The organism is Arthrobacter sp. CAN_A214 (assembly GCF_015751955.1).
Taxonomy (GTDB): domain Bacteria; phylum Actinomycetota; class Actinomycetes; order Actinomycetales; family Micrococcaceae; genus Arthrobacter_D.
The window spans coordinates 1-23,938 of sequence record NZ_JADOUU010000018.1 but is presented as its reverse complement, the minus strand read 5'-3'; the positions used below and the strand labels follow the sequence as shown (position 1 = coordinate 23,938).

Sequence of the window (23,938 nt, the reverse complement as noted above, 5' to 3'; positions counted from 1 at the left end):
GTGTCCGACACCATTTTCGACGGGGCGGTGGACCAGGCCCGCAGCGCAGCCGGCGATTCCAACCAGGAATTCGGAAATTTCTTCCTGTCCCGCTTCCTGAACCTGGACATCAGCTATGACGACGCTCAGCAGAGCTGCATCGTAGTGCTGCCGTACGCCGCCCACCTCCGCAATCCCCAGGGTTCGGTGCACGGGGGCATCATCGCGACCGCAATGGATATCTCGATGGGCCATCTGTGCCATCGTTACCTCTCGACGGCTGTAACCCTGGAAATGAATTTCCGTTATTTCCGCCCCCTCGAAGGAACGGGGCGCTGCGTCGCCACCATCCTTCGTGCGGGACGGCGGATCGTACACCTTGAATCGCGCCTCACCGACGAAAGCGGCCGTCTGGTCGCCTTCGCGGTCGGCTCCTGGCACCGGCTCGACGGCGAATAACCTTTCGCTCACCGAGGCAAATATCCACCCGCTCCGCAATACAACGACGTTACGAGGAGAAGAGAAAGCAATGCGCAGTAAGAAAATCATCACCACAGTGGCAGCACTGACGCTTATCGCGTCCCTGACCGCCTGCGGCAACGACGCCGGTTCCGGAGCCGAAGGCGGGGCTGACTATCCCTCGGAGGATATGGACTGGACGATCGCGTTCGGGGCCGGTGGCGGTAACGACATCATGGCCCGCACCATGGTGGACATCATCAACCAGTACGAGTTGTACCCGGAGAACATCTCGCTGGAGAACCGTGAAGGCGGAAGCGGCGCCACCGGTTGGGGTTACGTGTTCAGCAAGGCCGGCAGTGGCTATGACATCTCCACCACCTCGGGCTCGCTCATCACTACGCCCTTGCAGTCGGACACCGGCTGGACCTTCGAGGACTTCACTCCGATCGGGCTGTTCGCCACTGACGATGCAGTGTTCGTCGTCCCTGAGGGTAGCCCGTACGAAACCTGGGAGGACTGGGTTTCCTACGCCCAGGAGCAGGAAACCGTCGTCGTCGGTGGAATCGGTACCGTCAACGTCGACCTCATCCTGCATGAGCTGCTCGCCGAGGCCGCTGGGTACGAGATCGACTACGTGCCGTTCAACGAGGAAGGCCAGCTCCAGACCTCACTGCTGTCCGGGGCGCTGGACGCCATCGTCTCGAACACCGGTTCGGTCCTCGGGCAGATCGAGGCGGAGGAAGTGACACCACTGCTGTTCACCGGTGTTGAAAGGCTGGACGTCATTCCCGATGTCCCCACCGGTGAGGAAAAGGGCATCGAAAACCTCCCCGCCATGCCCCGCGGAATGATCCTCCCTCCCGACGCTCCGGCGGAAGCCAAGGAATGGTGGATCACCACCATGAAGGAAGTTGTCGAAACCCCGGAGTGGAAAGAATACGTCGCCTCCAACTACCTCACGGAGAACATCCTTTGGGACCAGGAATTCTTCGATTCCCTTCGGGAGACCACTGACAGCTTCGAAACCACTCTGAAAGAGGCCGGGGCGCTTTGAGCCACTCCGTCATCAAGGGTGAAGCGGAACCTGAGGGGGTGGGCCGCTCCGGCTGGCGCCGGAGGCCCGCCGCCAAGACGATTTTCCTCGCCGTGCTGCTGCTGGTCCTCGCTGCTTATACGGAAATAGCTTTCGGGATGGAGGCTACGACGACGTCGGGCCGCATCGGGGCAGGGTTCTTCCCGAGGATCATCGGCGGCTCGGCAGCGGTGCTGACCCTGATCGCGCTGGTGCAGAGTATGCGTGCCGGCTCCGGCGAGGACGACGACACCGTCGACCTCGAGGAGGACATGGGGGAGGGCGACCTCGGTCACCATCCGAAAGCCATGATCATCACGATCGCCCTGACGATGGCCTTCGTGGCGACCCTCACCACCCTGGGTGCGATCATCTCCGGCGTCATCTTCATGTTTGCGCTGCTGTGGTTCCTGAACCGGACCCACCTGGTGACGAATATCGTGCTCAGCCTCGGCCTGCCCCTGGCGATGTACCTCCTCTTCCAAACATTCCTCAATTCGGGTTTGCCCGAGGGAATCCTTCCGCGCTTCTAGCAGCGGAATCCGACTCGGCTCGAAGGAGAGTTAGCTTGGACGTCTTCAATAACCTCGCTGGGGGGATTGTTTCGATCCTGACCCTGCAGAACATTCTGCTACTGGGGGCTGGGGTCACCCTGGGTATGATCGTCGGCGTCATGCCCGGCCTCGGTCCATCGGCGGGCCTCGCGATCCTGCTGCCGCTGACCTTCGGGCTGGACCCCACCGGCGCGATCGTGATGATGGCCGCCGTGTACTACGGATCGATGTACGGCGGCACGATCACCTCGGTCCTGATCAATACCCCGGGCGAGTCGGCGACCGTCGCCAGTACCTTCGACGGTTATCCGCTGGCGAAACAAGGCCGGGCGGGGCCCGCGCTGATCATGGCCGCCATCGCTTCCTTCATCGCGGGCACGATTGGTGCGGTCCTGATCAGTTTCTTCGCGCCGAGCGTCGCGTCGGTCGCCCGCACCTTCGGTCCGCCCGAACTGTTCCTGATCGTCGTCGTAGGACTGCTGACGCTCATCGTCATCGTCGGAAAGAATCGCCTTCTCGGTGTGATCTCGGCACTCATCGGGTTCGCCCTGGCAACCGTCGGCATCGATGTCGGAATCGGCGCACAGCGCTACACCTTCGGCTCCACCGAACTCATCAACGGAATCGACTTCATCCCGGTGGCCATCGGGCTGTTCGGTGTGGGGGAGATCCTTCATGCCATGTGGCGCGGTGGGCACCTCGAGAAACTCGATTATCAGAAGATCTCGCTCCGAGGCAAGGGTTTCTGGCCCACACGGGCTGACTTCAAGGAATCCAATGGCGCGATGCTGCGCGGCTCCTTCCTCGGTTTCTTCACCGGAACCGCGCCCGGCGCCGGGGCGACCGTTGCCTCGCTCATGTCCTACAACGTCGAGAAATCGATTTCGAAGACGCCCGAGCGTTTCGGCAAGGGTGCCATGGCGGGACTGGCCGGACCGGAGGCAGCCAACAACGGTGCTTCCGCCGGTGCAATGGTGCCGCTGCTGACCCTCGGCATACCGGGATCATCGTCGACGGCGGTCCTCCTGGCCGCATTCCTGATGTGGGGCCTGCAGCCGGGCCCGTTGCTGATGGAACAAAACCCCGAATTCGCCTGGGGACTGATTGCCAGCATGTATCTCGGCAACGTGATGCTCCTGCTGATCAACATCTTCATGATTCCGACGTTCGCCAACGTCGCGAGGGTGCCGTTCCGTGTGCTCGCTCCCGCAATCATCCTCATCTGCGCACTCGGCACCTACACCATCCACGGCAGCATCCTCGAAGTGTGGATCATGCTCGCCTGCGGCGTGCTCGGGTTCTTCATGCGCCGTTACGGCTTCTCTCCGGCCGCCCTCGTTATCGCGCTGGTCCTCGGACCTCTTGCAGAGGAGACGCTGCGCCAGACAATGATCATCTCGGGCGGCAGCTTCGGGATTTTCTTCGAACGTGCAACGTCGATGTGGCTGCTGGCAGTCATGGTCCTCCTCGTCGCCGTTCCGCTCCTGAGTCCCTGGATCAAGCAGATCGTCAATGTCCGGGTTCGGGACGTCGGAAGGCGCCGCCGTGAGCAGCGGCGCGCTGATGAGAAGAATGATGTGAACTCCTGACCCTTTGACTGCTCGCCCCGCACGGAGCGAGCGGTCAAAGCCACATTGCAACACCGGAAGTGAACAAAAGGAAGCGGGTGTAAGCGCCGGCGCCACTGGAGGAGCATCACTATGGCACGAGCCGCGCGGCCGGGACGATGGCTTTGGATGCTCGTAGCGGCAGCCATCCTCAGCCAGGGCTCCTTGAACCTGGCCCGGTTGCTGATCTCCTACAAGGCCCTGGCACTGGGAGGCGACGCCGTCGCCATCGGATTCATCTCGGCCGCCTTCGCGATCCTGCCTGCAGTTGTCGCCATCTCGCTCGGCCGGTTGTCGGACAGGACCGCCTGGTTGCGGCCGCTGATCGCCACTGGATTGCTGACCCTCACCGTCAGTTGCCTGCTGCTATCCGGTTCGGCTTCACTGCTGCTCGTGGCTGTCGGTAGCGCCGGGCTGGGATTGGGCCATCTCGCCTTCGCCATCGCGGCGCAGTCCATGATCGCCAAGCGATCCGATCCCGACTCGATGGATGCCGGCTTCGGTTGGTTCACCGCTGGATTCGCCCTGGGCCAGATGGTGGGCCCGCTCCTCGCCGGCGGGCTTCTCAGCAACCGAGGCGCTACCACCGTCGCGGGCCGTCTCGCGGACATCGACCAAGCCCTGTTGCTTGCCGGACTGCTGGCCCTGATCGCCGTCCCACTGATCCTGGTGAGGATTGGAAGCCGTGGAATGGCCGGCACCGCGGTCAAGGGAGCTGCAACCCTGGACGTGAAGGACTCGGTCGGCATGATCCTCGGACGCCCCGGGGTGAAGTCCAACATGCTGGCAAGCCTGGCTCTCCTGACCACCATGGACATTCTCATCGCGTTCCTGCCGCTGATCGCCGAGCAGCAAGGTGTCCCTCCGCTGGTCGTGGGTCTGCTGCTCGCCCTCCGCGCCGCGGCCACCATTCTGTCCCGCATGCTGTTGACCGTCCTCCTGCGTCGATGGAGCCGGAACCAGCTGGTGTTGGCGAGCCTTTTCGGTGCGGCACTCGGCCTGGTCGTGCTGCCGTACGTGCTCGAGAACATCTGGATTGCTGCCGCGTCCCAGATTCTGGTCGGCTTCTTCCTCGGCCTCGGCCAGCCCCTGACCATGGCATTGATATCCCGGGCCGTGAGGGAAGAATCACGGGGGGCGGCCCTCGCCATCCGACTGCTGGGCAATCGGATCGGCCAAATCGTCCTGCCGGCGGCAGCGGGACTCGCGGCAGCTCCGCTGGGACCGAGCGGCGCCATCTGGATGACCTGCTTCGTGCTGGGTGCCGCGGGCGCAGTCAAGGGTATCGGCGACCGCCGTCCCCCTCCACCGGGATGAACAGAGCGACATCCGCGGTACTGGAAGCCCCTGCGGTGTAGGATCGTAACGCTTCACCAAACACATACGACAGGGGAGCGCCGTTCCGTCGCAGCCAGTGCTGCCGGAGCCGGGCGCTGAGAGTGCGGACAGCCGCAGACCCTCGAACCTGATCCGGTTAGTACCGGCGAAGGGAGTCGAGTTCTCAGAGTGTTTCTAGGAAGACCCTTCCCTGGAATACCCTCCCCTCCTGTACCTCAGGAGGATTCTGCATCATGGCAACAACGGCCCCCAAAGGCACTCAAACCCGCAGCCTCGAATGGCGCGTCGTCGACATCGTGGTGGCCTCGGTCATCGCGGTGGCAGTCGGCGTCGTCTTCTTCGCCTGGTCCGCGGGCTACTCGCTCATCAGCGGCATCACCGCCGCGTTCCCGCCGCTCGGAGGCCTGTACGTGGGCGGCTGGCTCATTGCAGGCGTCCTTGGCGGGCTCATCATCCGCAAGCCCGGTGCCGCTCTCTACTGCGAAGTCCTTGCAGCAGTAGTGTCGATGGCCCTCGGCACGCAGTGGGGTCTCCTCGTGGTCATCTCCGGCGCTATCCAGGGCCTCGGCGCCGAACTCGTGTTCCTGCTCTTCCTCTATCGACGCTGGAACCTGGGCGTCGCGCTCCTCGCAGGGCTCGGCGCCGGTATTGCCCTGGCGATCAGCGAGAACATCCTGTACAACTCGCTTTGGGCCATCGACTGGCAGCTCCTCTACCTGCTTTTCGCTTCCATTTCCGGCGTCGTCATCGCGGGCCTGCTGTCCTGGCTCGCGATGCGGGGGCTCGCCAAAACGGGAGTGCTCTCCTCCTTCGCCGCGGGTCGCACGGCCGACGTGTGACCCAGCACACCACGGCGCCCGTTGCCGTCACCGCCCGGAACTGGGGGTGGCGGCATGCGGGCCGCAGCCGCTTCGCGGTGAGGGGAATCGACCTCGAAGTCGAGCCCGGCGAGCGGATCCTGCTCCTCGGCGCATCCGGTGCCGGCAAGTCCACGCTCCTTTCCGCTCTGGCCGGTGTGCTGGGGAACGACGACGAGGGTGAACAGGAGGGCACCCTCCTCCTCGACGGCGGCAGTCCCGCCTCCCAGCGCGGCCGAGCCGGATTGGTGCTGCAGGATCCCGATTCGCAGGTCGTCCTTGCGAGGGTGGGCGATGAAGTGGCCTTCGGAGCCGAGAACCTTTCGGTTCCGCGCGCGGACATCTGGGAACGCGTGCACCGCGCGCTCGACGACGTCGGGCTGAATGTTCCGCTCGACCGCTCCACCTCGGCGCTGTCCGGCGGGCAGAAGCAGCGTCTCGCGCTTGCATCGGTCCTGGCCATGCAGCCGGGCCTCCTGCTGCTCGACGAACCGACGGCCAACCTCGATCCGCAGGGCGTGATCGACGTGCGCAACGCCGTTGTCCGGGTGCTTGACCGGGTTCCGGCGACGCTCGTTGTGGTCGAACACCGCGTTGAGGTGTGGGCGGGCGTTGTCGACCGCGTGGTGGTGCTTGCCGCCGACGGCGGAATCCTCGCGGACGGCACCCCGGAGGAGATTCTCGGCAAGGAAGCCGCCCGCTGCAGCCTTGCCGAGGCTGGAGTCTGGGTGCCGGGTCGGAGACCGGCGGTGGAAGGCCCGCGGCCCGGCGCCGGCGGGGAGGTACTGCTGTCCTCGGCCAACCTCGCGGTGGCACGGACGAAGCGGGGACCGGAGGTTCTTGCGGGCGTGGACGTCGAGTTGCGTGCCGCATCGGCCCTCAGCATCGTAGGCCCCAATGGAGCAGGAAAATCGACGCTTGCCCTCACCCTGGCGGGGCTCCTGAAACCCCGCCGGGGAGAAGTCACGGCAGGTACGTCGCTCGCCCGCGGAGCGGGACCCGATCCTTCGAAGTGGCGGTCGGCGGAGCTGGTGCAGCGCATCGGCACCGTTTTCCAGGAACCCGAGCACCAGTTCCTCACCTCCACCGTGGCGGATGAGCTGGAGTTCGGGCCGCGCCGCGTGGCCCGCGAACCGGAGGCTTCCTTCCGCCCCCGTATCGCAGAGCTCGCCGGAAGACTCCGTCTCGATCATCTCCGCGCGGCGAATCCCTTCACCCTGTCCGGTGGGGAGAAACGGCGGCTGTCAGTGGCCACCATGCTCGCCACCAGCCCCGACATCCTGGTGCTCGATGAGCCGACGTTCGGACAGGATGCAGGAACCTGGGCGGAGCTCGTCGGTCTGCTGCGGGAACTGGTCAGCGAGGGCGGCTGCGTCGTCTCGGTCACCCACGACACCGACTTCACTGAAGCGCTCGGCAACCGCGTCCTCGACGTCGGGTCTGTTGCTGACGCCCGGCGGGATTCGCGATGAGCAGTGACATTCTCACGCCGTCGCTGACGGGCAGCACGCTGATCCGCGCGAATCCGCTTTCCAAGCTCTTCGCCGCCGGGATGATCACCGCGGTGGTGATGCTCAGCATCGACTGGGTCAGCGCTGCGGTGGCCCTCGGATGTGAGATCCTGCTGATGCCGCTGCTCGGCATCAGTGTCCGCGGTCTGCTGCTCCGGGCCTGGCCCCTGCTCATCGCAGCGCTGGTGGCCGCCTACGGCACGGCACTGCTCGCCGAAAAGACAGGCGACGTACTGCTGGAGATCGGTCCGGTTCTTTTTACCGAGGGGTCCGTGTCCGCAGGATTCGCCATCGGGATCCGGGGCCTCGCGCTGGCCCTGCCCGGTATTTTCCTCGCCGTCTCCACCGACCCGACCGATCTGGCCGATGCCCTCGCGCAGAAGCTGCGCGCGCCGCACCGCTTCGTGCTCGGCGCGCTCGCGGCACTGCGCCTGGTGGGCCTTCTGGTGGAGGAGTGGCAGACCCTCGGGCTCGCGCGTCATGCCCGCGGTGCAGGAGCCGAAGGAAACGCGCTGGTACGCACGCGCAACTTCCTCGGCCAGGCTTTCGGCCTCCTTGTGCAGGCAATCCGGCGTGCCACCCGACTCGCGGTCGCCATGGAGGCGCGGGGCTTCGGGGCGGGCCGGCGTACCTGGGCCCGCGAGAGTAGATTCAGCCCGCTCGACGCGGTCGTCGCGGCGGGAGGTGTGGTAATCGCCGCGGCTGCACTGACGGCGGCCCTGCTGGCCGGGACCTGGAGCTTCCTCCTGTCCTGATGCCGGAAGGGCCGCCGCGACATGCGCCCGGCGGCTGAAGGAAGTCCCTAGAGCACGTCCGAGAGGAACGACTTCAGCCGCGGGGTCTGAGCGTTGTCGAAGAGGGCCGCGGGCGGTCCGCTTTCGACCACCACGCCGCCGTCCATGAACGTGACGGTGTCGGAGACGTTCCGGGAAAAGCCCATCTCATGGGTCACCACCACCATGGTCATTCCGGCCGTCGCGAGGTCGGCCATGAGCGCGAGGACGCCCTTGACGAGTTCCGGGTCCAGCGCCGAGGTCGCCTCATCGAAGAACATGACCTCGGGGTCCATGGCAAGGGCCCTGGCGATGGCGACACGCTGCTGCTGGCCGCCGGACAGGTTGGCAGGGCGAACCTCCGCCTTGTGCTTCAGCCCCACCTGGTCGAGTTGGGCCAGTGCCTTCTCGCGCGCCTCGTCCGCGGACATGCCGCGGAGCTTCCGCAGGGCCAGTGAGACGTTGTCCACGACGGTCTTGTGCGGGAACAGGTTGAACTGCTGGAACACCATGCCGATGCGGCGGCGCAGTTCGTCCGGATTGTCCTTGAGGACCGAGCGCCCGTCGAGCAGGATGTCGCCCTGGTCCGGTTCGATGAGCCGGTTCAGGACCCGCAGCAGGGTCGACTTGCCTGAGCCGGACGGACCGATCACCGAGGCCGTGGTGCCTCGCTCCACGTGCAGGTCGATACCGCGGAGCACATGGTTGGAACCGAAGGAGAGGTGGAGGTTGCGCCCGGTCAGGGTGCCTGATTCAAGCGTGCTCATGTTCTTGCTCCTTCGCCGATCCGGGCGGCGATATCATCGGGTTCGGGCTTCTCGCGCTTACCCATCCGCAGACGGTTGTCGATGTAGTTGACCAGGTGCGTCAGCGGAACGGTGAGGCACAGGTACAGCGCCGCCGCAGCGATAAGCGGTGAGAGATTGCCCGTATTGCTTGCCGCGTCATTGCCGATGCGGAACAACTCGCGCTCGCTGGCCAGCAGTCCGAGGAAGTAGATCAGGGAGGATTCCTTGATCAGGGCGATGAACTGGTTCACCAGGGCGGGCAGGACGCGGCGGACGCCCTGGGGGATGACTACCAGTTGCATCGAGGAGCTGTAGCTGAAGCCCAGCGCACGGGACGCTTCGAGCTGGCCCTTCTCGACGCTCTGGATTCCGGAGCGGAAGATCTCCCCGATGTAGGCGGCGGCCATGAGCGACAACGCCAGGATGCCCATCGGGAACGGACTCGTGCTGCCGGTCAGTTGCCGGAAGAGCGGACTCAGCCCGATCCCGATGAGCAGGATGATGACGACGGCGGGAACTCCCCGGAAGATGTCCGTGTACACGCGTGCGGCCCAGCGAAGCGCACGGTTCCGCGAAATGCCCATCACCGCGAGGATCATTCCGAGCACAGTCCCGATCACGCCGGAACTGATCGCAAGGATCAGGGTGTTCGGCAGGCCCACCGTGAGGAGTTCCGGAAGGACCGAACCCATTGCCTCCCAGTCGAAGAAGGTCTGCAGGAGTTGTTCGAAAGCGTTCATGCAGGGCCTACTTGACTTCTACGGCTTTGCTGCCGGGCTTCCAGTCGGTCGGCATTTCGCGTTCCGGGTACCATTCCTGGGTGAGCTCGGCCCAGGTGCCGTCCTCGATCACGGCGTCGAGGCCGGAATTCAGGGCATCGATCAGCGGCTGATTCTCGCTGTTGACTGCATAGGCAGTGAAGTTCTCCGTGTTGATGATGGTCTCGGCGATGGTGGTGCCGTCACCCTCCTTGACCTGGCCCGTGGCCTGCTGGGAGGGGGCCACCCAGGCATCGACCTGGCCGTTTGTGACGTTCGCGTAGACGGTGTTGTAGTCGGCGAAGCGGACGGGCTCCAGGCCCAGGGTGTTCGTCACGTAGTCGTCCTGGACCGTGCCCTGGACGACACCGATGCGGGTACTCTCCGACAGCGAGTCGAAGCCCGTGATCTCGGAGTCGCTCTTGGCAACGACAGCCATGTAGCCGAAGTCGTAGCCGTTGGTGAAGCCGACGCCTTCGCGCCGTGCCGCGGTGGTGGAGATCGAGGAGGAGCCGACGTCGAACTGCTTGTTCTGCACCTGGGCCAGAAGGGCGGAGAAATCGGTCGAGGCGAACTCGACCTCGAGGCCGAGCTCGTCGCCGATGGCGCGAAGCAGTTCGTTGTCGTAGCCGGTGAAGACACCGTTCTCGATGAAGATGTTGGGAGGCGCATCGGAAAGGGTGCCCACGCGGAGCGTGCCCTCGGTGACCAGCCCCAGCTTCGAGGTGTCGATCTGGTCCAGCGGTGTGGTTTCCTCGGTGGTGTACTGGTCGAGCGACTGCTGGTCGCTGCCGGCCAGGGCATCGGTGGTTTCCGCCGGCTCACTGCTGTTCGAGCCGCACGAGACGGTCAGGGCGAGCAGGGGGACGGTGAGGGCTGCAAGGATTTTTCGGGACAGGTTCATGGCTTCCTTCGATGGACGCGGCCCGGGTTGCGGGCGTGCGGAATCAGGGACGGGATGTTTCAGGGGGTGCCGGATGACGGCGGACGATGCTCGGCTCTGCTGTCTACTCGGGTGACACGCTCGCTGCTCCAGGCTGTGCGGGCGTTGGACGGCCATTGCCTTTCGGGCTGACCGGCATTCCGCCGTACTTGCCTACCGGGGGACTTGGCCCGGCGGCCGAATCTTCACCTGGAGCACCCCACTACGGGAGAGGGTTGCTGTCCAGCCGGCCAGGGCCTGTGGCTGGAACTCTTGATTGTGTAACAACGTTATACGATGGCGCGGCGCAGGACAAAATGCACGGGCAACACTGCGTAAGGAAGCTTCTTGGAAGATGGACTGTGTGCTATATGAACCGGTCCACGAGCTCCGACAGCTCGCGGGTCAGTTCCTCCGACGTGGCAATGGGCGTGCCATCGATGGCGGTGACCGGCGTCAGCAGCCGCACGCTCGAAATCAGCCACACCGCGTCCGCCTCGAGCAGGTGATGCGGTTCCAGCGGCCCGTAGCCCAGATCCCAGCCGCTCCCGTGCGCAGCCTTGAACAGTGCTCCCTGGGAGGTCCCGGGAAGGATGCCGCTTTCGAGCTGCGGTGTCAGCAGGGTCTTGGACGTGCCCTGACGACGCGCGAGGAGGACGGTGGACGTCGGGCCCTCGAGGACCTTTCCGTCCGACGATGTGAAGATGACGTCGTCGGCGCCGCGGGATTTCGCGTAGCGGACCGCGGCCATGTTGACGGCATAGGAAAGCGTCTTGGCGCCCATCAGGAGCCACGGCGCGCGCTGCGCAACCGTGCTGTCGTAGCCCCGTTCGAGGAGCAGAACCTCCACGCCTGCTTGCTGCTGCTGCCGGATGCCAGCCGGTACGGGTGACACCTGGACCCAGGCGGTGGGTTCGGCTGCGCCTTCCGCGCCGCGGGTCGCGACGAGCTTGACCACTGCTTCGGACTGCGCTGGTTGGGTCGCGGTGAATTCGTCGAGGGCGGTGCGGATGGCGCGGCTCCAGGCATCAGCCACCGGAATGGCGAGGTCGAGGGCGGCAGCCGAGGACGCCAGCCGTTCGAGGTGGGCCCGCTCCTTGCGGGGCACGCCGTCCACGGCCAGCAGCGACTCGAAGATGCCGTCACCACGCGTGGCACCGAGGTCGTTGGCCATGAGCTGCGGCTTCGACGGATCGACTATGCGGCCGTCACCATGCGCTGCGTCGAGGAACACCAGAACAGTCATGGGCCCAGCTTATCCAACGCGGTCAACGAAGCTGCCCAAGAAACATCAGAAGACATCAGGGATTGTCGGGGAACACTGCACCGAGGCCCGAGAGCACTCCGAGGGCTTTCGTCCGCACTTCCTCCCATTCTTCGGAAGGCACCGAATCAGCGGTGATGGCGCCGCCGACGCCGAGGCTGAGGCGTGCGCCGTCGTCGGTGTGTTCGATCACCAGGGTGCGGATGACGACGGCGAGGTCAGCGGCGCCGGTCAGGGAAAGGTAGCCGGCCGCGCCCGAATAGACGCCACGGGCCCGGCCCTCGAGATGTTCGAGGATGGCCATGGTACTGATCTTGGGTGCACCCGTCATGGACCCCGCGGGAAAAGCCGAGGCGATCACCTCGGCGCGGGAGGTTCCGGGTTTCAGTTCTGCCTCGATGGTGCTGACCAGCTGGTGCACGGTGGCATAGGTTTCGATGTCGCAGAGGCGGCTCACGGTGACCGACCCCGGAACGGCGTGGTGCGAGAGGTCGTTGCGGAGCAGGTCGACGATCATGATGTTCTCCGCGCGGTCCTTGAGCGAGGCTGCGAGGTCCCGGCGAAGCCCTGCATCGGTCTCCGGATCGAGCGATCGGCCCCTGGTGCCCTTGATGGGTTCGGCCCGGAGGCCGCCGTCGGAGTCGATCCTCAGGAAACGCTCGGGCGAGGTACTCGCGACGGCGAAGTCGGGCCAGCAGATGAGATGCCCGAACGGCGCCGGGCTTGCACGGCGCAGGCGCAGGTAGGCGGCGAGCGGGTCGACCGGGCGCTCCACGGCTGACACGAGGGAGGTGGTGAGGCACACCTCGTAGGTGTTGCCGTCGGTGATCTGTTCCTGTGCCTGTCGGATTTTGTCGAGGTACCCGGCGCGGGAATCCCTCGCCTGGAAGACCGGTGGTTCGGCGAAGGCCGGTTCGGTCGATTCGGGGATCTGCCGCCCGGTGTCGAGAACAGCCTTCCGTACCGTCGCGTGCCAGTCCCCGCACCCGGGGTCGGGCGTGCCGTCGTTCAGGCTGAGGAGGAACACCGCCTTCTCCCGGTGGTCGAGAACGACGGCGCGACCGGCGAAGATCAGTGCGGCATCGGGAAGGGGCGAGGAGGAAAGCGAGCCTCCGCCCGTTTCGCGCTTCAGTTCGTAACCCAGGTAACCGAGCCAACCGAGCGCGAAACCGCACTCGTAGCCGTCGGGGCGTCGGACCACGCGTCGCCCCCAGGCGCCGTCGAGCCAGCGGAAGAAGGGCTCGCGGATGCGCGTCGTCACCGCGCCGGCACTCACCTCGGTGACGCCGTCCGAGTGCTGCGCACGCTGGCCGAACCGTCCGGCGTCGTCGGCCAGGATGGAGAAACGGCTGCGTTCGGATGCCGGCGTTGCGCCGACATCCGAACTGTCCAGCCACACCGCCGCCTTCGAGTTCGGGTAGAGGGCTGCGAACAGCGCCCCAGGATCCGGCACGGCATCGATCCGCTCCACGCGTACGTTCAGTCCGCGACGGGCGGCGCGCTCGACGGACATCAGCCGTTCGCACTGGGGCAGGCTGGTGAGGGCCAGGCGTACGCGGTTCGGGGTGGCCTGCCCCTGGTGCCCCTGGATGACGACGTCGGCGGAGGAGTCGGGGCAATCGGCATCGAGCCAGGAGGTTTCCTGTTCGGCCCACCGGTCCCAGAACGGCTCGTAGCTTCCGCCGTCGCGTGCGAGGGCGCTGCGACGGCGGAGCGCGCCGGGAGCTTCTACCCAGAGGACGGCGTCGAGCAGGCCGCGTGCCTCGCGGGCGGCGGCTCCGACACCCTCGACGAGCACGATGTCAGCGGGCGGCGTATGCCTGAGCTCGCCGTCGCGCCCGTTGTCCCAGTCCCAGGCCCGCCAGGATGCAGGCTCTCCCGAAGCCAACGGCGTCAGCACCTGCCGCACGTATCGGTCGATGCCGCCGCGCAGGCCGTCCCACCCCGGATAGATGTCTTCGAGGTGGAACGTGCTCACGGTGTGGTGTTCGCGTAGCAGTGCGGCAAGTTCAGCGGCGAGGGTGGTCTTGCCCGCGCCGGAACGGCCGTCGATCGCGACGATGAGCGGGGCGTTCCGGGAAGGGATCATGACGAGGATCAGGCCAGCGCAAGCAGGGTTCCCACGCCGACGAACAACGAGCCGAAAGTCCGGTTCATGATCGTCTGTCCGCGGGAATGCTGCGTGAAGCGGCTGAAGGACCGGGCCGCCGCGGCATAGAAGAACCACATCACCAGCAGGTCGATGGTGATGACGGTGGCCGCGAGTACCGCGTACTGCTCGGCGAGCGGTTGGTCCGTGCGGATGAACTGGGGAATCAGCGCAAGGAAGAAGATGATCGCCTTGGGGTTCAGGAGGTTGACCCACATGCCCCGACGGATCAGCGCCAGTGGTCCCTCGGTACGCCGCTCCGCAAGGATTTCCTCGTCCAACGACGGCTTCTGCAGGAACTTCCGGACCCCGAGGTACACGAGGTAGGCCGCTCCGGCATATCGGATCACGTTGAATGCCACCGGCGAATTCGAGACCAGGAGCCCGACGCCGGCTGCTGCCACTCCGATGTGCACCAGGAGGGCGGCCTGCTGGCCGAGGATGCCCCAGATCGACCGCCGGAATCCTACGGTCAGGGCATTGCTCATGGTGTTCACGGCACCGGCACCCGGGCTGAAACTGATGAGTGCGCCCGCGCCGAGCAGCGCAAGCCAAACCGAGGGATTCACCCTCCCATAGTAAGCAGTGCGCAGCGGTTCGTTTCCCGGCTGGACGCGGATCCGGATCTTCAGGTGCCGCAGGGGCAGCCCGTCCGAGGCGAATTCCGAAGTGCGTGATCCCGGCGTCGGTTGTCGTGCCGTCGTTCAGGCCCGCGCCAGCACCTCGATGCTGGGGATGAGGAAGAGTCCGTCGGGAGCCCTTCCCCAGGTCCGCCAGCCCTCGGCAAGCCGTTCCAGGTCCTTCCTCTCGGCCAGGCCGCGCTCGAGGGCCTGCTCGGCGAAACCTGAGTGCAGCACCCGCTCGGCCCAGGATTCCGCGTGGAACCGCCGGCGGTCATCTGTGGCGTAGATCCAACTCGACGTGGAAACCTCCGTCTCGGTGAAGCCGGCCTCCTGGGCCCAGGAAAGGAGATGCCGGCCGCCGTCGGGCTCGGCATTGTTGCCCCGCGCAAGCCGCTGGTACAGCTCCATCCACTCGGTAAGCGCAGGGGAGGAGGGGAACCAGGTCATCGCGTGGAAATCGGCGTCGCGTACTGCCACCACGCCACCGGGCCGGAGGACCCGGCGCATCTCCCGCAGTGCCGCCACGGGATCGGTGAGGTGCTGGAGCACCTGGTGGGCATGAACGACGTCGAACGTCTCGTCGGGGAAATCGAGGTCGTAGATGTTGCCCTCGGTGAAGACGGCATTCCGGACGGAGGCGTATGCTGCGGAGGCCTGTGCCACGACGTCGGCCGACCGGTCGATGCCGGTCACTGTTCCCGGTGCTACAAGGGCCGCGAAGCCGGTTGTGATGCTGCCCGGACCGCAACCGACATCGAGCACATCCATCCCGGAGGTGAGGTGCGGCACGAGGTACGCGGCTGAGTCCTCCACCGTGCGGGTCGCGTGCATGGTCGTCACACTCGGGTGGTGGCCGTGGGAATAGACGTCTTCGCTCATGATCGAGATTAACCCCGGCGGAAGGCCTTCTCCCGCTTTCGCGTCATATTCCGGTGCCATCTTCTTCCGGAGCACTTGTCGCGGAGCCGGCTTCCCCGGCGTCCGCTTTGGCGGCGATCGTGGCGTCGGTGATGCGCTGCATCATCCGCTCGAGAAGGGCGAGCTCGGCGTCGTCGAACTCATCCAGCGCCGTATTGATGTGTTGTGCGAGCGGAGCGAACAACTTGCCGCCGGTCATGCGCGCTTTCTCGGTCAGTTCGAGGTGCACCTGACGCCGGTCGACAGCGCTGCGGGTGCGGGTGACATGACCCGCGGTGTCGAGCCGATCCACCAGAGCGGTGGTGGCGGGGGAACTCAGGTTCAGTTCCTCACGCAGCATGCCCGGCGTGACCGTGGCGCCGGCGCGGGCGGCACCCATCATGATTCCGAGGGCATTGAGGTCGGTTCGGTACAGCGCGTCCTTGGCGCTCGCCGCCTCGATGTACCGTTCGGTCTCGGTGGTGAACTGGCGCATCAGGTCGATCAGCCTGGCTCGGTTCGTACTGGACATGGAGTGCACCTCGATTCAGAACAACTTTAGGCCCTTCCGCAAGTATCTCCATGATAGATATAGTCATTCATAGAGGTAATTTTCCGGAGGGCGTGGGTAGCGTGAAAGCCAAGTGGTTGCGTGTCCTGCTCCCCGTCGTCGTCGTCCTGATCTGGCTCCTCGGTGCCGGGTTCGGTGGGCCGACCTTCGGCAAGCTCGATACCGTCTCCCGTAACGACCAGGCGTCATTCCTGCCGGCAAGCGCGGAATCCACCGAAGCAGGGGAGCTGCAGGAGCAGTTTCGGAACTCCGACGCCGTTCCGGCGGTGATCGTCGCTGAATCCGAGGGAGAGATCGCCCCGCAGGAGCTGCCCGCCTATGAAGAGGTGGCCCGCGCCCTCGGGAATGTCGAGGGCCTTGAGCCTCCAGCCGATGGCGCCCCTGCGGTTGTCGGTCCCATTCCCTCTGAGGACCTCCGGGCCGTCCAGTACCTCGCCTTCATCGCGTCGGATGCCGAGCTCGGCGAGGTTGTCGTTGAACTCCGCTCGGCGCTGAACGAGGAACTGCCCGACGGCGCCATCGGGTACGTGACGGGGCCCGCCGGTTTCACCGCCGACCTCGTCAGTGCCTTCGGCGGGATTGACGGCATCCTGCTGGGAGTGGCGCTGGGACCGGTCTTCCTGATTCTCCTGGCCGTATACCGTTCGGTGGTCCTGCCCTTCCTTGTTCTCCTGACCTCGGTCTTCGCGCTGGCCACGTCCATCCTGCTGGTTTTCGCCTTCGCGTCATGGGACTGGATCCAGCTGAGCGGCCAGAGCCAGGGCATCCTTTCCATCCTGGTGATCGGAGCCGCAACGGACTACGCGCTATTGCTGGTGGCACGCTTCCGGGAGGCTTTGGGTGAGCACGAGTCGAAATGGGAGGCCATGAGGGTGGCCTACCGTGGATCGGTGGAGCCCATCGTGGCCTCCGGAGCCACGGTGATTCTCGGACTGCTCTGTCTGCTGTTCTCAGACCTCAACTCCAACCGGAGCCTCGGCCCCATCGCTGCGATCGGCATCGTATTCTCGCTCGCTGCCGCGCTGACATTCCTCCCCGCCTTGCTCCTGCTCTTCGGTCGTTCCGCCTTCTGGCCGCTGCAGCCCGCGGTTCATCCAGTGCGGCCCACGTCCGTTGAGGAACCCGACCCGGCTGCGGCGGCCGTCACCGCCGTTCCGGGAACGGGGCAGTTGCGCGGGGTGTGGAAGCGGATCGCCGTACTGATCTCGCGTCGGCCGAGGGTTCTCTGGATCGCGTCAGGGCTGGTGCTCGCCGCGGGAGCACTCGGACTCATCCAGCTGCAGGCCAGTGGCGTGCCACAATCGGCCCTGATCCTCGCGCCGTCGAACGCTGTGGACGGCCAGGACGCGCTTGCACGGCACTTCGACGCCGGCGCCGGCAGCCCTATCGCCGTCGTCGCTCCGGAAGCGGACCGGGAGGCGGTTCTCAGCATTGTCGGTGCCGAGCCCGGAATTTCGGAGGCCACACTGACCACGGATCCGGCCGGAGCCGCCGTCGTCGAGCAGGGCCGCGTCCTCGTCAGCGGGACCCTTGAATACCAGGCGGATTCGGATCAGGCCGAGAACGTGGTGCGCAGCCTCCGGACCACCCTCGACGACGCCAGTCCCGACGCCCTTGTGGGCGGCGTTACCGCTATCGCGGTGGACACCAACGACACCGCGCTCGCGGACCTCGGCAAGATCATTCCGATCGTGCTGGCCGTCATCCTGGTGGTGCTGATGCTCCTGCTGCGTGCCGTCGTCGCGCCCGTGCTGTTGATCCTGAGCGTGGTTCTGTCCTATGGGACAGCGCTGGGGGTGTCGGCGCTGGTGTTCAACAACCTGGTCGGATTCGAAGGCGCGGACGCCTCGGTACCGCTGTTCGGGTTCGTGTTCCTGGTGGCGCTCGGGGTCGACTACAACATCTTCCTCATGACGAGGGTGCGTGAGGAGTCATTGCGGATCGGCACCCGGCCCGGGATTCTCCGAGGGCTGGGCGTAACCGGCGGGGTCATTACCTCAGCGGGCGTGGTGCTTGCCGCGACATTCGCGGCGCTCGGCATCATTCCCATCCTGTTCCTCGCGCAGATCGCTTTCATCGTGGCGTTCGGCGTGCTGTTGGATACGGTCCTGGTGCGGTCCCTGCTGATTCCGGCGCTTGCCTACGACATCGGACCGAACATCTGGTGGCCGTCAAAACTGGCGAGGTCGGAACCGTCGAAACCGGCGGGGAGGCACCGGGCGTCGTCGGTTTCCTAGCAGCGGATCCTGCAGGGATCAGCAGCCGACCACCCCATCCTGCTCAAACGCGACACCTTGTGCCGTCAACCGATACTTCACGGCCCGCGATCAGTCAGGATGGACGGAGGTCAGGCAGAAAGGATGCCCAACCGGATTCGGAAATTACCGGGGCGGACGGCACACCCGCCTTCTGTACCTTGAGGTACTGCTCCTCGGTCAACCGCAATCCATGGCCAGCTTCTGATCAACTTACAACGGGCTTATGGACCCATAGGTCGACCGACCTTAGTTCATCCTGCGATAAGGCCAGTCAAAGTACCGTTAGGCCGATCGCCCACCGGACGACCTTCACGCCTGATAGACAGTCTGGTGACTGGTGAGGCACCCTGATCGGTAACTGGCTTGGAGAAGGAAGGCGATTGTGATGAGCACGATTTTGGGTCCGATGGATTTACGGTTCACCGCCCCGATAGGAGTGGAGGTCAGGGGTGACGTGTGGTCGTGCGTCGAAATTCCCGATTCGAAGGAGCTGTTTGGCACGGGCAAGGCGGTAAAGGTGATCGTGAGGGTTGACGGCGAACTGCTGGCCGTTGCCCTCATGCCGACCGGGATGGGTGGTCACATGCTTTCGATCAGCGGCAAGCTGCGGAAGAAGATCGGTAAGGATGTCGGGGATGAAGTTGCAGTCCACATCTCGGAGCGCCTGACCTGAACCAGCGGGAGTGTCCTCCGTTATGCATAGGGTTGAATCTTCCTCAGGTGCTAGCAGCTGTCCGGCGGGCGGTTCCGCGATTGAGCGCTAGGTGCCCACCCAAAAAGCCCGCTCCTGACACGATCGCGTTTCCTGCCAGGCCGAGCGTCGCCCCCAGTGCGTACCGGCCGTGCTTCCGCGTGATCAGGGAGCCGAGGAAAAGGAAGATGGCGGCATCGGTGCCGAGTGCGTGCACCGCGCCGATCCGACGCTCGGCGCCCGTCAATTCCGCCCAGTCACCGGCTCCTGCGATAGCGGTCGGAACGGCCGCCGCCAGCCCAGCTCCGACCAAGAGCATGGCACCGCGGCGGGCCTGAGACCCTCCGGCTAGATCGAGGATTGAAGCGCTGATCCAGCACCCAAGGGTCAGATCGGTGAGTAGCGGGTGTACCGAGTGGCCAAGGACGCTGGTGTGGAATGGGCTGCGCCGTGCCCAGTCGATAATCGGCCCGTAAACGACCTCTTGTGCGACAGCCATCTGCTCCGAGAGGGGACTCTTGCCGACACCCCGGGCTAGTCGCTGCGGCAGTGACAATTCGTTCACGCTCAGCCACGGTACGCCGACGCTGCGCGGCCGTATAGAGTGCTCAATCGAATCTGATGAAGTCTCTGGCGGCTCCTCCACAAAATTCGTTCGTCTCGGTATAGCCGAGGGCTTCATAGGACGCCTTTTGCTCTGGCTCATCGTCGGTGATCAAAACTTTCTGATGCACGGCTTACAACCGTGGGCACCCGAACATGAATGGCGGCTTCCGAGCCTTGAGGGTTTCCTTCAAGTGGGGGTGATCCGTATGGGCATGCCTTTTCGTGAGTGAGCGGACCCCGGATGCGATCCTGTGAAGGTGTTTCTTCGTCCTGATGCGGGGGCGTCACATGAGGGATAGGACGAAGGAGAGCACGAATCCGGCGGCGGTGCTGAGGGCTACGGCCGGTCCGCCGTGTTCGTAGGCTTCGGGCATGAGAGTGTCAGCTAGTGAGGCGATGACCGCTCCGGCGGCGAAAGCCAATGGTAGCGAGATGGTTTCCGGGTTGGCACCCGAGAGTGGTCCGGCGCCAATGACGACGGCGATTACGAGTAGTGCAGCGCATGCTCCCCAGAGACCGAGTATGGTGCCACGAGACTTGCCTTGGCTGCGCATCGAGGATGCTCCGACGAGTGCTTCGGGCAGGTTGGAAACAAAGATCGCGGCCAGGAGTGCTAGTCCGCCCGTTCCGCCGCCAAGTGCGACGCCCAGGGCAATGTTTTCGGGCACGCCGTCGAGGGTGACCGCGGCCAGCAGGGCCATACCCGCGGCACCGCGGGTGGACGCCTTGGTGGGGGGGCGCTCAGTAGCGGCGGCATCGGTGTCGAGTTTGGGACTGCCCTCGTACTCGTCCGCAGGGGTGGGCTGGGAACTTGGTTGAGCCCAGCGGTCAAGCAGTGCGCTCAGTGCCGTGAAGACCACGGCGCCTGCGAGAAGACCAATCGCTGCACGCCAGATACCGCCTTGCTCGAAGGCGTCCTCGAAGAGCTCGAACGTCAAGGCAGTGATGAGCGATCCTGCGGCGAAGGCCAGAAGGATCGCCAGCACGCGCTTGGGCAGTTCAAAGCGTGAACCGATGAGAGCACCGATAACGAGGGCGCTGGAAGCTATCACGCCGAACAGCAATGACGTTGCCATGCCGTCAGTATAGGAAGGCGGACGCCGGGCGGGAAGGGAGTTGCAAACCGATGGCTCAAGACCTTGGCCGAGTTGTGTGCCATGTTCACCGAACAGGGCCACGATCGTCTCCACCTATGTCATACGGACGGTGGTGATGGACGGGCAGCGCCGACGTTCAGTACGAGTTGTCGAAGCATAGGGGCAATGACTTCGGGCCGGGATGAGCAGAATGTCAGGTATCGAAAAAACCATCCGGGCCGCCGAGGGTTGCCCGCACAGGCCTGCCACCTTGGAGAAGCGCCGGCCGAGCTCGCGCTCAGGAATGACGAGCTCCGTCGATACCTTGAGATTCATGCCCTCAACGTCACACAACCTGCGAAGCCCGTACCCGTAACCCCCTCAGAACAGCGGCCAGGGCACCGCCGACATCTCACCACTCGGAGCCGGAAACCGCCCTGCCGAGCGCAACCGGGCGCAGCGCGCGGCGAGCGAAGCGATCTCTTCGGCGGTGAGCAAGTCCGCCAGGTGTCGGCCCAGCTCACCGTGCAGTCCTTCGCTGACACGATCGATGCCGTCGAGTTCCTCGGCGGTCAGAGCGTCTCCCAGCCACCCCCACAGCACCGTGCGCAGCTTGTGGTCACTGTGAAGGGTGAGCCCATGGTCCACGCCGTGCCGGTGTCCGTCCGTCATCGAAAGGATGTGGTCGCCTTTGCGGTCGGCGTTGTTGACGACGACGTCGAACACGGCCATGCGTCTCAGTGCTGGCGAGTCTTCATGAACGAGGGTGACCACCCGTCCGTTCTCATCTCGTCCCTCGAGAACGGATTTCCAGCCGGTTTCCGGCACGTGGTCCGTCGCAACCAGGTCCACCGCGTTCTGGGCATGGTCCTGCTCCTGCCAGAGCTGCACCATTCCTTCGCCCATTGGACCATCGCGCAGCCAGGTGTGCGGCACCACGTTCCAGTCGAAGACCTGCGAGATCAGGTAGGCCGCCACCTCCCGGTGAGCCAGGGTGCCGTCGGGAAAATCCCACAGCGGATTTTCACCTGCTATTGGCTTATAGACGACCACCGCTTCGCCGATGCTGCCCAAGAACGTCGCGTTTGAAGCCGTCGTGATCCGACCGGTGAGCTTCAGCTCGGCGGTCACCAGATCGTGCACTGGCATCAGACCTCGGGAAGCGTGCAGATGTGTCCGTCGGCGTCAATAGGGTAACCACAGCGCGAGCAGATCGGACGCCCGGCGCCCACGACCTCACGGGTGCGCTTGGCGAATGCGCGGGCGGTGCCGACCGGCATCCGCACCCGCAGCACCTCGGGCGCGTCAGTGTCATCCTCATTCAACAATTCGTCGTTTTCATCAGCATCGACGTCAGTGATCGGGTAGGCCTCTATGACGACCTGCAAGGTCGATGGGTCCCAACCAAGGCTCATGGCACCGGTCCGAAACTGCTCCTCAACGGCCTCGAGCTGGTCATTGTCGACCAGTTCGACGGGAGTGCTCGTGGGAACGCTGAAGGGGTTGCCCTCAAGGGTGATGAGCTGGTCGAGAATTTCGTCGATCTTCTCGGCGAGCAGAGCTGACTGCTGCTTCTCCAGGGCGATACTCACGATCTGTTTCCCGGAGCGCACCTGCAGGTAGAATGTGCGCTCCCCCGGAACGCCAATGGTGCCGACGACGACCCGATCGGGCCAGGCAAACTCGTGAACGATTGTGGGCATATACGTATTTTAGGCGCATCAGGTGCGCGGTGCTTGCTGTCCTGCGCCGCCGCCCACCGGCGCATCGCTGGAGTGGATGTTGTTCGACAACCACGACAGATCCCCCGCATCGGTATTCGTTGCGTAGACGCTCGGCCGACTAGTGCCGTAGCGCACGATCGATACGGAGGCGGGACCCACGTTGATACGCTGGAACAGGTCGAGGTGCATGCCGAAAGCATCGGCGAGGACCGACTTGATGATGTCACCATGGCTCACCGCCACCCACACAGCCCCTGGTCCGTGCTCGGCTTCGAAAGCTGCATCGTGGCGTCGAATTGCTGCTACCGACCGGGCCTGCATCGCGGCCATGGATTCGCCGCCGGGAAAGGTGACGGCGGACGGCTGTGACTGCACAACCGACCACAAATCCTCGGTTGCGAGATCACTGAGTGTGCGGCCCTGCCACTGGCCGTAATCGCACTCGGTCAGATCGAGATCCATCGGCGCGTGAGGCCTGCCGGCCTGGCGATCGAGGATGAGCTGAGCGGTCTGCTGACAACGCTCGAGGGGGCTCGACACCACCCCGACGACGGGCACGGCCGCGAGCCGGTCCGCGGTCAGTGCCGCCTGGTCGCGCCCGACTTCGTCCAGGCTGACGCCGACGGTCCGACCGGCCAGCAGCCCGGTGGCATTTGCTGTGGTGCGGCCATGCCGCACGAGAATAACTGTCGCCATCCACCCAGCCTAACCATCCGCTCGACGACGGCGCCCTCCCTTGCCGGCCAGTTCGGTGGGATCGCGACTAGTCCCACATCGGATGACAATTAATTTGTGTCGATGCCATCCCCGATATCGGAGATGAAATCTTTTGTAGCCAGAACGGTCTGTCTAGGCGTACGTTTGGCCTTACAGGTCGATCCGGCCATTTGGGGTCCAGTAAATTCGTATGAATTTCGCGGTATTCGGTCCTTGTTCCACAATGCGTGGGCAGGGCGTATGAACTGATGGAGTAGGTCTCTCTCTTTACTACAATCGAGCAGCTCTTCGGGCGCGCCTGTATATCGGCCCCTCATCTCCTTGCTCGGTAATCGTGTCCAACCATTCTTTGATCGTTGTCGTGCAGGCCAAGTTGTCGGGTTGAAAGGCTCACCCGCAGCGATGACTGCCTGGCCGCAGCCACCGGTTATGAGGGTGTTCGAAGTAAGGAGCAACCCGTCCTGGGCTGCTCCGGCGGAGCCGCCGCTCCATCTTTCTGGCTGGTTCGGGCAAAAGATGGAACGGGTACGGGAATCTGAACCATGATCAGTCGATTGTGGTTCTGAACCTGCCCGATTGCGACGCAATCCGCACTAACTGATTTATCTACAGCGAGGAACCACATTATGGCTTCCCATCGTCATCCCGCTTCCCTGTGCGCCAGGCTGGAGTGAGACACCCTTACTAATTCCTTCCCTTGCACGGGGTGAGAAGCGAGACAAATAGCGATGACGATGACGA

Annotated in this window: 23 protein-coding genes and 2 riboswitches; of the genes, 10 read left to right on the top strand and 13 right to left on the bottom strand. The window is 64.6% G+C overall.

Annotated features, from left to right (window positions below; genetic code table 11):
• The 8 genes from IWX65_RS13540 (at position 1) to IWX65_RS13505 (ending at position 8,135) form a co-directional block, all read left to right on the top strand.
• Positions 1-438: a PaaI family thioesterase gene (locus IWX65_RS13540; RefSeq protein ID WP_196883610.1), complete on the top strand. Its 438-nt coding sequence runs from the start codon at positions 1-3 to the stop codon at positions 436-438.
• A 70-nt stretch (positions 439-508) separates the two neighbouring features.
• Positions 509-1,495, top strand: a complete 987-nt coding sequence (locus tag IWX65_RS13535; RefSeq protein ID WP_196883608.1) for a Bug family tripartite tricarboxylate transporter substrate binding protein — start codon at positions 509-511, stop codon at positions 1,493-1,495.
• Positions 1,492-2,046 carry a tripartite tricarboxylate transporter TctB family protein gene (locus IWX65_RS13530; protein WP_196883606.1) on the top strand — a complete coding sequence of 185 codons (555 nt, stop codon included), beginning with the start codon at positions 1,492-1,494 and terminating at the stop codon, positions 2,044-2,046. The genes IWX65_RS13535 and IWX65_RS13530 overlap by 4 nt, the downstream gene beginning before the upstream one ends.
• Positions 2,047-2,081: 35 nt before the next feature.
• Positions 2,082-3,656, top strand: a complete 1,575-nt coding sequence (locus tag IWX65_RS13525) for a tripartite tricarboxylate transporter permease (protein ID WP_196883604.1) — start codon at positions 2,082-2,084, stop codon at positions 3,654-3,656.
• A gap of 111 nt (positions 3,657-3,767) precedes the next feature.
• Positions 3,768-4,991, top strand: coding sequence for an MFS transporter (locus IWX65_RS13520; protein ID WP_196883602.1), 1,224 nt, complete (start codon positions 3,768-3,770; stop codon positions 4,989-4,991).
• A 61-nt stretch (positions 4,992-5,052) separates the two neighbouring features.
• A riboswitch (TPP riboswitch) is annotated at positions 5,053-5,183 on the top strand.
• 62 nt (positions 5,184-5,245) lie between these two features.
• Positions 5,246-5,851, top strand: coding sequence for an ECF transporter S component (locus tag IWX65_RS13515; RefSeq protein WP_196883600.1), 606 nt, complete (start codon positions 5,246-5,248; stop codon positions 5,849-5,851).
• A complete protein-coding gene (locus IWX65_RS13510) occupies positions 5,848-7,341 on the top strand; it encodes an ABC transporter ATP-binding protein (protein ID WP_196883599.1) in 1,494 nt (497 codons plus the stop codon). Before IWX65_RS13515 ends, IWX65_RS13510 begins: the two co-directional genes overlap by 4 nt.
• Positions 7,338-8,135: an energy-coupling factor transporter transmembrane component T family protein gene (locus tag IWX65_RS13505; RefSeq protein ID WP_196883598.1), complete on the top strand. Its 798-nt coding sequence runs from the start codon at positions 7,338-7,340 to the stop codon at positions 8,133-8,135. Before IWX65_RS13510 ends, IWX65_RS13505 begins: the two co-directional genes overlap by 4 nt.
• 47 nt (positions 8,136-8,182) lie before the next feature.
• Here the strand turns inward: IWX65_RS13505 and IWX65_RS13500 are convergent, their stop codons facing one another.
• The 8 genes from IWX65_RS13500 to IWX65_RS13465 all read right to left on the bottom strand — a co-directional run bounded on the left by IWX65_RS13500 (position 8,183) and on the right by IWX65_RS13465 (position 16,086).
• Positions 8,183-8,920, bottom strand: a complete 738-nt coding sequence (locus IWX65_RS13500; RefSeq protein WP_196820620.1) for an amino acid ABC transporter ATP-binding protein — start codon at positions 8,918-8,920, stop codon at positions 8,183-8,185.
• Positions 8,917-9,681 carry an amino acid ABC transporter permease gene (locus IWX65_RS13495; RefSeq protein WP_196883597.1) on the bottom strand — a complete coding sequence of 255 codons (765 nt, stop codon included), beginning with the start codon at positions 9,679-9,681 and terminating at the stop codon, positions 8,917-8,919. The genes IWX65_RS13500 and IWX65_RS13495 overlap by 4 nt, the downstream gene beginning before the upstream one ends.
• 7 nt (positions 9,682-9,688) lie before the next feature.
• A complete protein-coding gene (locus tag IWX65_RS13490; protein WP_196883596.1) occupies positions 9,689-10,603 on the bottom strand; it encodes an ABC transporter substrate-binding protein in 915 nt (304 codons plus the stop codon).
• 179 nt (positions 10,604-10,782) lie between these two features.
• Positions 10,783-10,900, bottom strand: a riboswitch (SAM riboswitch).
• Positions 10,901-10,988: 88 nt separating this feature from the next.
• A complete protein-coding gene (locus IWX65_RS13485) occupies positions 10,989-11,867 on the bottom strand; it encodes an aminodeoxychorismate lyase (RefSeq protein ID WP_196883595.1) in 879 nt (292 codons plus the stop codon).
• A 55-nt stretch (positions 11,868-11,922) separates the two neighbouring features.
• The gene (locus IWX65_RS13480; protein ID WP_196883594.1) at positions 11,923-13,974 is read right to left on the bottom strand and encodes a chorismate-binding protein; all 2,052 of its coding nucleotides are present in this window, start codon (positions 13,972-13,974) and stop codon (positions 11,923-11,925) included.
• 8 nt (positions 13,975-13,982) lie between these two features.
• Positions 13,983-14,603 carry a LysE family transporter gene (locus tag IWX65_RS13475; RefSeq protein WP_196883593.1) on the bottom strand — a complete coding sequence of 207 codons (621 nt, stop codon included), beginning with the start codon at positions 14,601-14,603 and terminating at the stop codon, positions 13,983-13,985.
• Between the two features lie 135 nt (positions 14,604-14,738).
• Complete coding sequence (locus IWX65_RS13470; RefSeq protein WP_196883591.1) at positions 14,739-15,536, bottom strand: methyltransferase domain-containing protein; 798 nt, start codon at positions 15,534-15,536, stop codon at positions 14,739-14,741.
• A gap of 43 nt (positions 15,537-15,579) precedes the next feature.
• Positions 15,580-16,086 carry a MarR family winged helix-turn-helix transcriptional regulator gene (locus tag IWX65_RS13465; RefSeq protein WP_334683859.1) on the bottom strand — a complete coding sequence of 169 codons (507 nt, stop codon included), beginning with the start codon at positions 16,084-16,086 and terminating at the stop codon, positions 15,580-15,582.
• Between the two features lie 50 nt (positions 16,087-16,136).
• Here IWX65_RS13465 and IWX65_RS13460 point away from each other — a divergent pair, with 50 nt between their 5' ends.
• Positions 16,137-18,362 carry an MMPL family transporter gene (locus tag IWX65_RS13460; RefSeq protein ID WP_196883589.1) on the top strand — a complete coding sequence of 742 codons (2,226 nt, stop codon included), beginning with the start codon at positions 16,137-16,139 and terminating at the stop codon, positions 18,360-18,362.
• A gap of 406 nt (positions 18,363-18,768) precedes the next feature.
• Entirely contained in the window at positions 18,769-19,056 is a 288-nt protein-coding gene (locus IWX65_RS13455; protein WP_196883588.1) for a DUF1905 domain-containing protein, read from the top strand.
• Between the two features lie 43 nt (positions 19,057-19,099).
• On the opposite strand, the gene IWX65_RS13450 is transcribed toward IWX65_RS13455, so the two are convergent.
• The 5 genes from IWX65_RS13450 to IWX65_RS13430 form a co-directional block, all read right to left on the bottom strand.
• Positions 19,100-19,639, bottom strand: a complete 540-nt coding sequence (locus tag IWX65_RS13450; protein ID WP_196883587.1) for a DUF2231 domain-containing protein — start codon at positions 19,637-19,639, stop codon at positions 19,100-19,102.
• A 325-nt stretch (positions 19,640-19,964) separates the two neighbouring features.
• Positions 19,965-20,756 carry a ZIP family metal transporter gene (locus IWX65_RS13445; protein ID WP_196883586.1) on the bottom strand — a complete coding sequence of 264 codons (792 nt, stop codon included), beginning with the start codon at positions 20,754-20,756 and terminating at the stop codon, positions 19,965-19,967.
• Between the two features lie 381 nt (positions 20,757-21,137).
• On the bottom strand, positions 21,138-21,905 hold the full coding sequence (locus tag IWX65_RS13440) for an SCO1664 family protein (protein ID WP_196883585.1): 768 nt from the start codon (positions 21,903-21,905) through the stop codon (positions 21,138-21,140).
• Positions 21,905-22,459 (bottom strand): DUF3090 domain-containing protein, encoded by a 555-nt coding sequence (locus IWX65_RS13435; protein WP_196883584.1) that lies wholly within the window; start codon positions 22,457-22,459, stop codon positions 21,905-21,907. Before IWX65_RS13435 ends, IWX65_RS13440 begins: the two co-directional genes overlap by 1 nt.
• Before the next feature lie 18 nt (positions 22,460-22,477).
• Positions 22,478-23,176: a histidine phosphatase family protein gene (locus tag IWX65_RS13430; protein ID WP_196883583.1), complete on the bottom strand. Its 699-nt coding sequence runs from the start codon at positions 23,174-23,176 to the stop codon at positions 22,478-22,480.
• Between the last annotated feature and the right edge of the window lie 762 nt (positions 23,177-23,938).

What these genes read in the sequence shown, in the direction of transcription:
- IWX65_RS13535 (WP_196883608.1), top strand. Translation starts at nt 509, where the DNA reads ATGCGCAGTAAGAAAATCATCACCACAGTGGCAGCACTGACGCTTATC.
- IWX65_RS13520 (WP_196883602.1), top strand. Translation starts at nt 3,768, where the DNA reads ATGGCACGAGCCGCGCGGCCGGGACGATGGCTTTGGATGCTCGTAGCG.
- IWX65_RS13515 (WP_196883600.1), top strand. Translation starts at nt 5,246, where the DNA reads ATGGCAACAACGGCCCCCAAAGGCACTCAAACCCGCAGCCTCGAATGG.
- IWX65_RS13505 (WP_196883598.1), top strand. Translation starts at nt 7,338, where the DNA reads ATGAGCAGTGACATTCTCACGCCGTCGCTGACGGGCAGCACGCTGATC.
- IWX65_RS13500 (WP_196820620.1), bottom strand. Translation starts at nt 8,920, where the DNA reads ATGAGCACGCTTGAATCAGGCACCCTGACCGGGCGCAACCTCCACCTC.
- IWX65_RS13495 (WP_196883597.1), bottom strand. Translation starts at nt 9,681, where the DNA reads ATGAACGCTTTCGAACAACTCCTGCAGACCTTCTTCGACTGGGAGGCA.
- IWX65_RS13490 (WP_196883596.1), bottom strand. Translation starts at nt 10,603, where the DNA reads ATGAACCTGTCCCGAAAAATCCTTGCAGCCCTCACCGTCCCCCTGCTC.
- IWX65_RS13485 (WP_196883595.1), bottom strand. Translation starts at nt 11,867, where the DNA reads ATGACTGTTCTGGTGTTCCTCGACGCAGCGCATGGTGACGGCCGCATA.
- IWX65_RS13480 (WP_196883594.1), bottom strand. Translation starts at nt 13,974, where the DNA reads ATGATCCCTTCCCGGAACGCCCCGCTCATCGTCGCGATCGACGGCCGT.
- IWX65_RS13470 (WP_196883591.1), bottom strand. Translation starts at nt 15,536, where the DNA reads ATGAGCGAAGACGTCTATTCCCACGGCCACCACCCGAGTGTGACGACC.
- IWX65_RS13465 (WP_334683859.1), bottom strand. Translation starts at nt 16,086, where the DNA reads ATGTCCAGTACGAACCGAGCCAGGCTGATCGACCTGATGCGCCAGTTC.
- IWX65_RS13460 (WP_196883589.1), top strand. Translation starts at nt 16,137, where the DNA reads ATGATAGATATAGTCATTCATAGAGGTAATTTTCCGGAGGGCGTGGGT.
- IWX65_RS13455 (WP_196883588.1), top strand. Translation starts at nt 18,769, where the DNA reads ATGAGCACGATTTTGGGTCCGATGGATTTACGGTTCACCGCCCCGATA.
- IWX65_RS13445 (WP_196883586.1), bottom strand. Translation starts at nt 20,756, where the DNA reads ATGGCAACGTCATTGCTGTTCGGCGTGATAGCTTCCAGCGCCCTCGTT.
- IWX65_RS13440 (WP_196883585.1), bottom strand. Translation starts at nt 21,905, where the DNA reads ATGCCAGTGCACGATCTGGTGACCGCCGAGCTGAAGCTCACCGGTCGG.
- IWX65_RS13435 (WP_196883584.1), bottom strand. Translation starts at nt 22,459, where the DNA reads ATGCCCACAATCGTTCACGAGTTTGCCTGGCCCGATCGGGTCGTCGTC.
- IWX65_RS13430 (WP_196883583.1), bottom strand. Translation starts at nt 23,176, where the DNA reads ATGGCGACAGTTATTCTCGTGCGGCATGGCCGCACCACAGCAAATGCC.